The organism is Pantoea sp. App145 (assembly GCF_047947045.1).
In the GTDB taxonomy this organism is placed as follows: Bacteria; Pseudomonadota; Gammaproteobacteria; order Enterobacterales; family Enterobacteriaceae; genus Pantoea.
The window spans coordinates 1,224,414-1,237,123 of the sequence record NZ_CP133290.1 but is presented as its reverse complement, the minus strand read 5'-3'; the positions used below and the strand labels follow the sequence as shown (position 1 = coordinate 1,237,123).

The following is a 12,710-nucleotide window of genomic DNA, read 5'->3' as shown; positions in this document are numbered from 1 at the left end:
CTCGGAGCGGTAACGTTGCTGCTGGTTTCCCTTATTTTTGTTGAGTTCACATGAGTTCACCTGCTCCACCCGACGATCACGACGAACCCTTGCGCCAGCCGCTGGACGATGCGCAGTTTGCCATTGTGGTACTTGCAGTGACCTCGGTTACCCTTATAATCTTTGTCCTGATGATGACGTTATGGATGAGCTAAGGCTTGTTGCAACGGGTATCGGAAGCCTGCAAGGAGATGTCGATGGAATCCAGAGATGACAAACTGATCGCCATAATTGGCCTGCTTTCGGCCTGTCTGATTGGCGTGGTATTCCTGTTTACCATGACCTGGCTCACCGATGTGCGCCATCCTGCCGACCGTTCTCTCGATGTGCAAACCTGCGGCCCGAAAAACGCCGAAACCCAACATTCCTAATCCTGCCGCCGCTTTTGCCACTTAATCTGCTGACTGCGTAACTCCAGCGCCAACGCTTCATGTAGCGTACGGTTGCCATTAGGATCCCCCAGACCAAATAACGGCCCTGGCGATCGGCGATCGTCAGCCCATGCCGGATACTCCACCACCGGATAAAGTGAAATGCCTTCCAGCGCCACTCCCTGCTCCAGTGCCAGCATCGCTTCTGCAGAAACATGGTGCAGCCAGGGCGTACGCGCGTCACCTTCCGCTCCGGTTTCTGCCAGCAGCAGCGGTCGCTGGTAGCGCTGCCAGCATTGCAACAGCAGCCGATGCAGCGGCAGGCGTGAGGGATGGTCATCCGGCAACGGGTCACCGGGGAAAAACCAGTGGTTATCCGGGTAATAATTCAGGCCAAGAATATCGAGAAAATCTTCGCTGCCACCCAGCTCCGGCGCATCACGCCCGGCCAGCCAGTCCCAGGCTTCGAACTGCGCCTGATGCTGCGCATCGGCATAGGGTTTGCTATCGGGATTCGCAGGATCGGTGGCCACCTGCACCAGCGGATCGGTGAGCACAAAACGCGCCTGCGGATACACCTCGCGAATCGCATGCATCGCTGCCAGTGACGCCCGCACCAGCTGGCGCTTCAGCTCTTTACCCCGATCGCTGGCGTAGGGATTGAGCCACGCCACATCCGCACCGGCCCATGACCAGAAAGAGATCTGATTTATGGGGGTAAAGAACGGCTGCTCCACGCCTTCATTACGCATCAGCTGTGCCATCGCACGCGCGAAGCGTTCAAAATGATCGACAAATGAGGCATGGAAGATATCGAGATGATCGGGATAACCAAAATGCATCAGTTCCCAGATGATTTGCAGATCATGACGCGCGGCAGCGTGCACCATCGGCAGAAAAGATCGCCAGTCATATTCGCCTGGGGTGGCTTCAATCAGATACCAGCGTGCGCCATCGCGTGCGGTCCGTAACCCCTCCTGCGCCAGAGCGGCATAATCTTTGTCCAGCAGCATGTCATGGCCGCTACTGATCACCATATCGAGGCGCCTTCCTCCGGCGCGACGGGCACTGGAGCAGGGAAAACTGCCCTGAAAAAAACTGCGAAACAGCCGGGGCTGATAGCGCGGGGACGGGGGAACAAGGGGGTGCTGCGCCATTTTCCTCTCCTCACGGGGCACGCCGAATGCAGAACGTTTCGCTAAGTCTAGACTAAATTAACAGCGGGCCAGCAACTGTTACCGGACGCCTCTGATTGCGATGCGCGCTGCGGCCTCCAACAATAAGAATATGATGAGTTTCAGGGATCCTGTATGAGCGAAGCCGCACCACGTGATTCTGCGGAAAAAGACCAAAACTGGCTCAATGAAATCATTGATGCTCGCTGTGCGCCACATCCGGGCATGAGTGGTATTCATCCCCTCAACGATGGGCTGGACGCATTTGCCGCACGTTATTTATTGATGGGCATGGCCCGGCGTACGCTGGATGTGCAGTATTACATCTGGCATAACGATATGTCGGGTCGTCTGCTGTTTAGCGCACTGCTGGACGCGGCGGAGCGCGGCGTTAAAGTGCGCCTGCTGCTGGATGATAACAATACCCCGGGGCTGGATGAGACCCTCGCCGAGCTGGAGCGCCACCCCAACATTTCTGTCCGGCTGTTCAATCCCTTCTCGTTTCGCACGTTACGTATGCTCGGCTATCTGACCGACTTCGCCCGGCTGAATCGCCGTATGCACAATAAAAGCCTGACGGTGGATGGTGCCGCGACCCTGGTCGGGGGGCGTAATATCGGCGACGAGTATTTTGGCACCGGCGATGAACCCTTGTTTACCGATTTGGATGTGCTGGCGATCGGCCCGGTGGTGGAGGAGGTGGGGCACGATTTCAACCGTTACTGGCACAGCAAAGCGGTGTCACCGTTGCACTGCGTGGTGGAGGTCGATCACGATGGACATCAGGCGGTACGGCTGCCCACCGCCTGGCAGCACAGTGAAGCGGTGCTGCGTTATATGGCCAGGCTGGAACACTCTTCTTTTGTCAGCCAGATGGCGGAAGGGACGCTGAGTATGACCTGGGCGGCCACGCGTTTATTAAGCGATGACCCACGCAAAGGGCTGGGGAAAGCGAAGCGTTCTTCCCTGCTGCCACAGCGTATGCTGGAGGTGATTGGCACGCCGCAACAGCAATTCGACATCATCTCGGCTTATTTCGTGCCGACGCGCGCCGGAGTGGCGCAGTTACTGGCGCTGAAGCGGCGCGGGGTGAAAATCGCCGTGCTGACCAACTCGCTGGCTGCCAATGACGTCAGCGTGGTGCATGCCGGATATGCGCGCTGGCGCAAGAAGCTACTGCGGCACGGCATTGCTTTGTATGAACTGAAGCCGCAGGCCAATGCCAGCGAGGCACCGCATGACCGTGGGTTGACCGGTAACTCTGGCTCCAGCCTGCACGCCAAAACTTTTACCGTGGATAATCGTAAAGTCTTTATCGGCTCGTTTAATTTCGACCCGCGCTCTGCGGTGCTGAATACCGAAATGGGGCTGGTGATTGAAAGTGGTGAGCTGGCGCAACGCACCCATCAGCGCTTTATTCAGGGGATGCGCGATCGCGCCTGGACCTTACGGCTTGATGGCTGGGGCCGGGTGAACTGGGTGGAATATCCGGAAGAGGCGGGTGAGGTGGTGCATATCCATGAGCCGCAATCCACCTGGGTACAGCGTTTGCTGGTACGGCTGGTGTGGCGCTTGCCGATTGAGTGGTTGCTGTAAATAAAACGGGCCAGCTAAGCTGGCCCGGCGGTTATTTGCGTTGCGGTTTCCCGGAGAACAGGAAACGCAGCAACGGAATACGCAGATGGATTTCATACAGCGTAAATGCCACGCCAAACACCATCAACAAGCCGAGGAAAAAGCCCAGGGTGTCATTACTGATCAGCGGAGTGATAAAAATGCCGTACAGCAGAGTGAGTGGGTGATGCACCAGGTAAATAAACAGTGAAGCATTCACCAGATACATGATACGTGGTGAGTGGCTGTTCAGCAGTTTATGCCCGAAGCAGAAGCAGACGTTTAGCATGCACAAGCCCATCAGGGTAGAAATCACGTCGTCGATTTCATACAGCCAGCCATCACCACTGCTAAAGCGTTGATTCAGGCTGTAGGCGACAAATACCGCGATTGCCCCAAAGCACATCACCGGATTAAAACGAACAAATAACGCCTTGAGTGGCGGATGTTTCCAGCTCAGCGCGCCCAGCATGAAAAACGGCAGGAAGAACAGGCTTTGCATCACGGCGGTGCTGAACAGGCCGTCCATCAGCCAGTTGGGCTGGAAGGTAAAAATGAGACGACGGAAAACACACCACAACAGTGCCCACGCCAGCAGGGCCAGCGTCAGTTTGCCCCAGCCAACCCGGTTATAATCAATCTGACGATGCTGGCTACGCAGCCAGCGGAAGGTGATCATCCCCAGCGTGGTGAGGATCACCAGCACCACCAGAAACCACAGATGGGAGATCAGGTCCCACACCAGCGCATTGTATTTCTGATACAGGGTGAAGCTGTCCCAATCTCCTACTTTGTCCGTGAGATTTTTTAGCATAAAAAACTGCGGCAAAGTGATGAGCGGCACGGCGGTCAGCAGCGGTATACCCACGCGCTCCAGGCGGACCTTCAGCCAGCGCTGTGGCTGATAGCGCAGATAAAGCATGTAGGAAAAATAGCCGGAGATGACGAAAAACACCTGCATGCGGAAGGCGTGAATAAAATCATTCAACACCGTCAGCCACATCGAGGCATCCTGGCTATTTACTGACCATCTTTGTGTGGAGTAAATCAGGGAAACGTGGAAAGGCACGCCCAATAACATTAAATAAGCTCGAATCGAATCGAGAAAATATTCGCGTTCGGATTTTGCTGCAGTCATAAGCATCCAATTGTCTGTGTCCTGGCCGGCTTCGCCCTGAAACCGGATTATGCCGGAGTAAAATTCTACCGGCTGTAAACAGGGTATACTATCAGTAGATTCTGTATCGTTTAATAATCCGAAAAGCGCATTTTCCACTTACAAATAGAGGGAACATTCGTTTACATACGCTGTCGGAAAAACGAATAATCCTTTAAGATATGCGGGTTTGATCTAAGCACACGAAAGGGGGGGATGTGCTGAATATAGTGAAAAATAAAGCCGGACTGATGAAGATGCGCTGGGTTGGTGCAGCAGTTCTGCTGGCGTTGTACGCAAATAATAGTTGGGCGTTCAACCTTGATGATGTAGCAAAACAGGCTCAGGCCCTGGCAGGGAAAAGCTTTGAAGCGCCTAAGAGCAACTTACCCTCTCAGTTTCGTGAAATGAAATATGCTGATTATCAGCAGATCCAGTTTAACCACGATAAAGCTTACTGGGGCAAATTGCGTACGCCGTTTAAACTGGAGTTCTATCACCAGGGGATGTATTTCGATACGCCGGTGAAAATCAACGAAGTAACCGCCAATACGGTACGTGAAATCAAGTACAACCCGGACTATTTCAACTTCGGCAACGTCAAGCATGACGCTGACGCGGTGAAAAACCTTGGTTTTGCCGGATTTAAAGTGCTTTATCCGCTGAACGAAAAGGGTAAAAACGACGAGATTACCAGCTTCCTCGGTGCCAGCTACTTCCGCGTGATCGGGGCGGGCCAGGTGTATGGCCTGTCGGCGCGTGGCCTGGCAATCGATACTGCGCTGCCATCGGGCGAAGAGTTCCCGCGCTTTAAAGAATTCTGGATCGAGCGGCCAAAACCGCAGGATAAGCAGCTGGTGATCTACGCCTTGCTGGATTCGCCTCGCGCTTCAGGTGCGTATCGTTTCGTGGTGCGTCCGGGTAAAGAGTCGACCGTTGATGTGCAGTCAAAAATTTATCTGCGTGACAACGTCGGCAAGCTGGGTATTGCGCCACTGACCAGCATGTTCCTGTTTGGCGCAAATCAGCCGTCGCCGGTGAGCAATTTCCGTCAGGAATTGCATGATTCCAACGGTCTTTCCATCCATGCCGGTAACGGCGAGTGGATTTGGCGTCCGCTGAATAACCCGAAACATCTGGCGGTGAGTACTTTTACCATCGAAAACCCGAAAGGTTTTGGTTTGCTGCAGCGTGGCCGCGATTTCAGCCATTATCAGGATCTTGACGATCGCTATGACCTGCGCCCGAGCGGCTGGGTAGAGCCGTTAGGTGACTGGGGCAAAGGCCATGTCGAGCTGGTGGAGATCCCCACCGCCGATGAAACCAACGACAATATCGTGGCTTTCTGGACGCCAGAAAAACTGGCAGAACCGGGCAAAGAGATGAGTTTCCAGTATCGTCTGCACTTTACCCGTGACGAAAACCTGCTGCATTCCGACGATGTTGCCTGGGTGAAAGATACCCTGCGTTCTGCGGGTGATGTGAAACAGTCAAACCTTGTACGTCAGCCGGATGGCAGCATCGCCTTTACCGTCGATTTTGTCGGCAGAGCGATGAGTAAACTGCCGGAAAACACTCAGGTTGCCCCGCAGGTCAGCGTTGGTAATAACGCCGAAGTGGTTGAACAGAGCGTACGTTACAACCCGGTGACCAAAGGCTGGCGTCTGGTACTGCGCCTGCGTGTGAAAGATAACAAGCAGCCGACGGAAATGCGTGCGGCGCTGGTTAGCGGTGACAAGACATTGACGGAAACCTGGAGCTATCAGTTACCTGCCAATGAATAACTCGACTTTTACACCTCAATCTTACGTGGAAGCCCTGCCGCTCGATGCGGCAGGTCGTGCCCGCCTGAGTGCATCGCTACAAAATGCCCAGGCGTTCCACGCTATTCATACGTCACTGGGGCATGATGTTGCCGCCAGTGAGCGCCCGGATGACGCACCGTTAAAATCGGTGTCGTCCCGTGTGCAGATGGCTTGGCCAGATTCACTGGCTGACGGCCAGCAACTGGGCAAGGATTATCTCGATCGCACCATACTGAAGGCGATGCCGAAGGTTAAGCGTTCGCTGATGTTCCCGGAAGCCTGGCGTACCAACCCGATAGCCCGTGCCTGGGATTCGATGCGTGGGCGTAAGTCTGCGCCGCGCGCCACCACGGATGAAGAACAGAAAGTGGAAGAGAAGTGGCGTCACGTGGGTTCGATGCGTCGTTACGTCCTGCTGATTCTGACGCTGCTGCAGACCGTGATCGCCACCTGGTACATGAAAACCATTTTGCCGTACCAGGGCTGGACACTGCTCGATCCCATGGAGCTGTTCAACCAGAACTGGCTGCAATCGGTGGAATTGATTCTGCCGTACATTTTGCAGACCGGCATTCTGTTCCTGTTCGCCATACTGTTCTGCTGGGTCTCCGCCGGTTTCTGGACCGCGTTGATGGGCTTCCTGCAGTTACTGATTGGCCGTGATAAGTACAGCATCTCTTACTCAACATCAGGCGATGAACCGCTGAACCCGGAGCATCGCACGGCGCTGATCATGCCGATCTGTAATGAAGACGTGGAACGTGTCTTCGCAGGCCTGCGTGCGACCTGGGAATCGGTCAAGCGCACCGGCAATGCGGAACACTTTGACGTTTACATCCTCAGCGATAGCTACGATGCCGATATCGCCATTGCGGAACAGAAAGCCTGGATGGAGCTGGTACGTGATGTCGGGGGCGCGGGCAAGATTTTCTATCGCCGCCGCCGCCGTCGTGTGAAACGCAAGAGCGGCAACATTGATGACTTCTGCCGCCGCTGGGGAAGCAACTACAGCTATATGGTGGTGCTGGACGCTGACAGCGTGATGAGCGGGGAATGTCTCACCGGTCTGGTGCGCATGATGGAAGCAAATCCGAAGGCCGGTATTATCCAGTCATCACCGAAAGCGTCTGGTATGGACACGCTGTATGCGCGCTGTCAGCAGTTCGCTACCCGCGTCTACGGCCCGTTGTTTACTGCGGGTCTGCACTTCTGGCAATTGGGGGAATCGCACTACTGGGGCCATAACGCCATCATTCGTGTGAAACCCTTTATTGAGCACTGTGCGCTGGCACCGCTGCCGGGCGAGGGTTCCTTTGCCGGTTCAATTCTGTCGCATGACTTCGTTGAAGCGGCGCTGATGCGTCGTGCCGGTTGGGGCGTATGGATTGCCTACGATCTGCCGGGGTCCTACGAGGAGTTGCCGCCGAACCTGCTGGATGAGCTGAAGCGTGACCGCCGCTGGTGTCACGGTAACCTGATGAACTTCCGCCTGTTCCTGGTGAAAGGGATGCACCCGGTGCATCGCGCGGTGTTCCTGACCGGTGTAATGTCATATCTCTCGGCTCCGTTGTGGTTTATGTTCCTGGCGCTCTCCACCGCTTTGCAGGTGGTGCATACGCTGATGGAACCGACCTACTTCCTGCAACCGCGGCAGTTGTTCCCGGTGTGGCCGCAGTGGCGTCCGGACCTGGCGATTGCGCTGTTCTCCACCACCCTGGTTCTGCTGTTCCTGCCAAAACTACTCAGCGTGGTGCTGATTTGGTTCAAAGGCGCAAAACCGTATGGCGGGGCAGTGCGGTTGTTTTTCTCGCTATTGCTGGAGATGCTGTTCTCGGTATTGTTGGCACCGGTACGTATGCTGTTCCATACCGTGTTTGTGGTCAGTGCGTTCCTTGGCTGGGAAGTGGTGTGGAACTCTCCGCAGCGTGACGATGATGCTACGCCGTGGAGCGAAGCCTTCCGCCGTCACGGTTCGCAGATGCTGCTGGGTATTGTCTGGGCAGCGGGCATGGGCCTGCTGGATCTGAACTTCCTGTGGTGGCTGTCGCCGATTGTCTTCTCGCTGATTCTGTCGCCGTTCGTGTCTGTGATGTCGAGCCGCGCGACCATCGGTCTGAAGAGCAAACGTGCGCAGTTGTTCCTGATCCCGGAAGAGTATGATCCGCCAAAAGAGTTGGTGGACACCGATAACTATCTGCAACTGAATCGTGAACGTGCGCTGAAAAACGGCTTTATGCACGCGTTGTTTAACCCGGCATTTAACGCGCTGGCGACGGCTATGGCGACCTCACGCCATTTACACAGCACCTTGCTGGATCACGCACGCGATCGCCGTGTTGATCAGGCGTTAAGTGATACACCAGAAAAACTGAATCGCGAACAGCGCTTGCAGCTGATTAGCGATCCGGTGGTGCTGGCGCGTGTCCATACGCGCTTGTGGGAAAGTGCTGAGAAATATCATCAGTGGGTGGAAAGCTATCAGAAGCTGAAGTTAAACCCATTGGCACTACAACAGCATGGATGAAGCGTGATGCTGGCTGATTAAGCCCGCAAGATAAAAGCCGCTATCGTGTCGCGATAGCGGCTTTTTTTATCGTTGCAGTGCAATTAACAGGCAAGACTGTTCCGACTAACGCAATCTTTACGCTATCAGGTGTAGTTATTCACCTGCGCTGACGGTTAAAATAACGCCAGTCCATTGTGAGTAATTGTTGTGAATCGTTTCCTTAAATTAACTGTCGTCGGTGCCGCCATCATTTTGCTAAGTGGGTGTGGCAGCATCATCAGTCGTACCGTGCCCGGTCAGGGACACGGTAATCAATACTACCCGGGAGTACAGTGGGATGTGCGTGATGGCGCATGGCGCATGTTGACCATCCTCGACTTGCCACTGTCATTAGTGATGGACACGCTGCTCTTACCCGTGGATGCCCATCATGGTCCCTACGAGTAAGGTCTACGCCCAGCGGTCAGAGTCACTGTTGTCGTCATCCCACTCAGCCGCTGCGGCTTCCCCTTCTTCGGTATCCTCCGGCGGCTCGAGCTGAAATTCTCCTTCATCCCATTCGTGCAGGGTATTTTCTGACTGCCACTCCTGGCGTAACTCGATTTCTTCGAAATCGCCATCAAAAATCGCCTGAGCCGCTTCGCCACTGCGGATTGGCAGGCATTCACCTTGCTCATCTTCATCGGCAAAAAATTCGGCCTGCCACATGATGTCGCCATCCTGCATCACATATTTTTGCAGGGCAAACTGGCTGACGAGCGCATCTCCCGCATCCAGCCCCGGCTGGCTGGCGAGAAACTCCTCACGTGCTGCTTCGATGGCTTCTTCTAAGGTGGTAAACATGCTCATCGCGATTCTCCTTGCCTGTTGAAAAGGGATTTCAGAGAAGGATAGACGAAAAACTGACGGGGAAGGGAGGAATAACGTCCAGGCGGATGAGGTGAAACATCCGCCCGGACGGGTCAGTGCATCTTCTGTGGAAAATGCAGCACAGGGCGTACAGATTCACGAATAACAGGAGCAGAGTAACGAATACAGCACTTAATACAGGGTTTCACCTTTTTAAAATTAATACGCGCAATCGATAAAGCCTGATTTAAATTATAGAGTGTACCGATAAAAACCATATCCTCCTTTTCCGGCAGACGTTTACACTCTTTGCGGTGTAACAGGTGATAATTATCCTGATCGGTACTGACCGTCACATAATAGTAGATGCCTTTATTCATATTATGGGTTCCTGAAGTATATTTGCTGTGTGTAATCTTTTTATTTTTCTTGAGTAGTTAATGAACTAACTCTCATAAATGAAACTAACTGGAATCGATTTTGCGGACAAATTCCAGAAAGATATAAGGATGGCGTATATTTTTTATAAAAGTAATAAGCAAGATGAGTGGTAAGATAATACCTTGTAAATTAAGTTAATTTTTCTGTATTGATTAGCGAACTCAAAGAATTCAACAATATTAAATAGGAATATGCCTGGAATCAGAAAAATTCAGATCCGTGGATCTATAATGTAATCGATAAGATTTTCTTTAGATATTGGAGGCGAAATCAATAAGATGGAAGCAAGTGCGTTTATTAATAGCCCACAGGATTCACCCAATATCATCATTTACTTATTTTAGCCAGCGATGACTCCAGATTGAAATGGCCTAAGAATATGCGTGGGCTTTAATTAAGATTGGTACAGTTTTCGCCAGATATTGGCGGATAATGTCATGAATTAAGGCAAATTTGATTATAAGCGAGGCGGGACACGCAGTGTGTCCCGCTTCACATTAATAGCGTGAAGGTTCACCTTCCGGGCGCGTTTTGAAACGACGATGCAGCCACATGTATTGTTCCGGGGCCAGTAACACGCTCTCCTCAACCACCTTGTTCATACAAATTGCGGTGTCGAGTTCGTTCTCCAGCGAGAATTTGTCGCGAATATCCGGCATGATCTTCATCTCGTAACCACGGCGGTTGGGCAGGCGCTGCACCAAAAATGGCACTACGCTGGGATTCCCGAGGCGGATCAACATATGCGTACCCGTGGTAGTGGCCGCATCCTTAACGGCGAAAAAGGGGGCGAAAACACTACTGCGTGGGCCGTAATCGTGGTCCGGTGCATACCAGATGATGTCGTTGTTTTTCATCGCACGGATCATGCCTTTCAGGTCTTTGCGGTCCAGCATGCTTTTATTGGAACGCATCCGACCCCAGGTTTGCAGCCAGTCGAGCAATTTGTTGTCATTCGGTCGGTACACGCCAATCCCTGGGTTATGCATACCGAAGACGCGCGCGCCAAGTTCCAGGGTCAGAAAATGCATACCGATCAAAAGAATGCCACGTCCGGCAGCCAGCGAGGAGTCAATATGTTCCAGCCCGCTGCTGCTCACCCATTTGCGAATGCGCCAGTCTGGCCAGAACCAGGCGATGCCGGTCTCAATCAGCCCCATGCCAACGGATTCGAAATTGTGTTTCACCATGGCATCACGTTCACTTACCGGCATATCGGGAAAGCAAAGCTCCAGATTTCGCTGTGCAATTTTGACGCGACGTTTCAGAAAACGCATAGCAATACGACCTAAACCACAACCGATAACGTACAAAACCGGGTAGGGCAGCAGCACCAGTAAATAGAGAAGGCCGATGCCCAGCCAGGTGAGCCAGTAGCGTGGATGAAGGAGTTCACGGGAAAATTGGGGAAGTTGAGTCATTGAAATGTCAGTATCCTGCGTCTTGTACCAGAGGTACCGGTTCCTGTTATTTGCCGCTATTGTGCCATTTTTTCTCTCTGACTGAAATCAAGCATAGACCTCCAGGGGATAAGAGAAATCTGGCAAGCGCATTAAAATATAATTACTGCGCAGTTTTGCGCCTCTGGTCACTCTCAGTGGATATTCGCAGCAAAGGCTTTGCATTGTGATGAATTCAGGTATCATGTGCGCGCTCATTTTTCCCGATTGATAACAGGAACGAACACCATGCCAGTGTTACATAACCTTGTTTCCAATAAAGAGCTGAAGGCGCGCATGTTGGCTGAAACCGAACCGCGCACTACGGTCTCTTTTTATAAATACTTCCAGATTGCCGATCCTAAAGCGTTCCGTGATGCTTTATATATTGGGTTAACCAAACTCAAGGTGTTTGGCCGCGTTTACGTCGCCCAGGAAGGTATTAACGCGCAAATCAGCGTACCCGCCAGCCAGTATGAAAGCATGAAAGCGTTTCTGTATGGTTTCGATCCGGCGCTGAATAACCTGCGGATGAATATTGCGCTGGATGATGATGGTAAATCTTTCTGGGTATTGCGCCTGAAAGTGCGTGATCGCATTGTGGCGGATGGTATTGACGATACCAGCTTTGATGCCAGCGCGGTGGGTAACTATCTGAAAGCTGCCGATGTTAACGCCATGCTGGACGATCCGGACGCGGTATTTGTCGATATGCGTAACCACTATGAATTTGAAGTGGGGCATTTTGATAATGCGCTGGAAGTGCCTGCGGATACCTTCCGCGACCAGCTGCCGATGGCGGTTGATATGCTGCAAGATCAGAAAGACAAAAAGATCGTCATGTACTGCACCGGTGGCATTCGCTGTGAAAAAGCCAGTGCATGGATGAAGCACAACGGCTTCGATGATGTTTATCACATTGAAGGCGGCATCATTGAATACACCCGCCGTGCACGCGAGCAAGGCTTACCGGTGCGTTTCAAAGGCAAAAACTTTGTTTTTGATGAGCGTATGGGCGAGCGTATCTCTGATGATGTGTTATCTAACTGCCACCAGTGTGGTGTGCCTTGCGATACCCATACCAACTGCATCAATGACGGTTGCCATCTGCTGTTTATTCAGTGTCCGAGCTGTGCCGAAAAATTCCACAATTGCTGCAGCCCGGTCTGTATGGAAGAGTCAAAATTGTCGCCTGAGGAACAACGTGCTCGCCGCGCTGGTCGCGAAAATGGTAACAAGGTCTTCAACAAATCGCGCGGTTTGCTGAATATGACCATGGCGATTCCGCAGCCAGAGAAGAAATAATCCTGTGGCA

Annotated in this window: 12 protein-coding genes; 7 read left to right on the top strand and 5 right to left on the bottom strand. The window is 52.8% G+C overall.

The annotated features are described in order from the left end of the window. The first annotated feature begins 50 nt into the window (after positions 1–50). Both RCF31_RS05610 and RCF31_RS05605 read left to right on the top strand, forming a co-directional pair. Positions 51–194 carry a hypothetical protein gene (locus RCF31_RS05610; protein WP_013508612.1) on the top strand — a complete coding sequence of 48 codons (144 nt, stop codon included), beginning with the start codon at positions 51–53 and terminating at the stop codon, positions 192–194. A 42-nt stretch (positions 195–236) separates the two neighbouring features. After that, the gene (locus tag RCF31_RS05605; RefSeq protein ID WP_416412770.1) at positions 237–410 is read left to right on the top strand and encodes a hypothetical protein; all 174 of its coding nucleotides are present in this window, start codon (positions 237–239) and stop codon (positions 408–410) included. Here RCF31_RS05605 and RCF31_RS05600 read toward each other — a convergent pair. Then, complete coding sequence (locus tag RCF31_RS05600; protein ID WP_416412768.1) at positions 407–1,567, bottom strand: beta-glucosidase; 1,161 nt, start codon at positions 1,565–1,567, stop codon at positions 407–409. The two genes, RCF31_RS05605 and RCF31_RS05600, sit on opposite strands and share 4 nt — an antisense overlap. Before the next feature lie 153 nt (positions 1,568–1,720). Between RCF31_RS05600 and RCF31_RS05595 the strand changes: the two genes are divergently transcribed. Next, entirely contained in the window at positions 1,721–3,181 is a 1,461-nt protein-coding gene (locus tag RCF31_RS05595) for a phospholipase D family protein (protein WP_416412767.1), read from the top strand. Positions 3,182–3,212: 31 nt separating this feature from the next. On the opposite strand, the gene mdoC is transcribed toward RCF31_RS05595, so the two are convergent. Further along, positions 3,213–4,337, bottom strand: coding sequence for a glucans biosynthesis protein MdoC (gene mdoC / locus RCF31_RS05590; RefSeq protein ID WP_299446764.1), 1,125 nt, complete (start codon positions 4,335–4,337; stop codon positions 3,213–3,215). Positions 4,338–4,603: 266 nt separating this feature from the next. Here mdoC and RCF31_RS05585 point away from each other — a divergent pair, with 266 nt between their 5' ends. The 3 genes from RCF31_RS05585 (at position 4,604) to RCF31_RS05575 (ending at position 9,113) form a co-directional block, all read left to right on the top strand. Further along, positions 4,604–6,139, top strand: a complete 1,536-nt coding sequence (locus RCF31_RS05585; RefSeq protein ID WP_208617309.1) for a glucan biosynthesis protein G — start codon at positions 4,604–4,606, stop codon at positions 6,137–6,139. Beyond that, the gene (gene mdoH, locus RCF31_RS05580; protein WP_416412766.1) at positions 6,132–8,684 is read left to right on the top strand and encodes a glucans biosynthesis glucosyltransferase MdoH; all 2,553 of its coding nucleotides are present in this window, start codon (positions 6,132–6,134) and stop codon (positions 8,682–8,684) included. Before RCF31_RS05585 ends, mdoH begins: the two co-directional genes overlap by 8 nt. Positions 8,685–8,873: 189 nt before the next feature. Beyond that, entirely contained in the window at positions 8,874–9,113 is a 240-nt protein-coding gene (locus RCF31_RS05575; protein ID WP_013508619.1) for a YceK/YidQ family lipoprotein, read from the top strand. Positions 9,114–9,116: 3 nt separating this feature from the next. Here the strand turns inward: RCF31_RS05575 and RCF31_RS05570 are convergent, their stop codons facing one another. The 3 genes from RCF31_RS05570 to RCF31_RS05560 form a co-directional block, all read right to left on the bottom strand. Next, positions 9,117–9,515, bottom strand: a complete 399-nt coding sequence (locus tag RCF31_RS05570; protein WP_084873849.1) for a MysB family protein — start codon at positions 9,513–9,515, stop codon at positions 9,117–9,119. Positions 9,516–9,628: 113 nt separating this feature from the next. Beyond that, positions 9,629–9,895, bottom strand: coding sequence for a hypothetical protein (locus RCF31_RS05565; RefSeq protein ID WP_021186040.1), 267 nt, complete (start codon positions 9,893–9,895; stop codon positions 9,629–9,631). A 558-nt stretch (positions 9,896–10,453) separates the two neighbouring features. Further along, positions 10,454–11,377 (bottom strand): Kdo(2)-lipid IV(A) acyltransferase, encoded by a 924-nt coding sequence (locus RCF31_RS05560; RefSeq protein ID WP_299445816.1) that lies wholly within the window; start codon positions 11,375–11,377, stop codon positions 10,454–10,456. 267 nt (positions 11,378–11,644) lie between these two features. Here RCF31_RS05560 and RCF31_RS05555 point away from each other — a divergent pair, with 267 nt between their 5' ends. Next, positions 11,645–12,700, top strand: coding sequence for a rhodanese-related sulfurtransferase (locus RCF31_RS05555; RefSeq protein ID WP_299445813.1), 1,056 nt, complete (start codon positions 11,645–11,647; stop codon positions 12,698–12,700). Positions 12,701–12,710 lie beyond the last annotated feature (10 nt).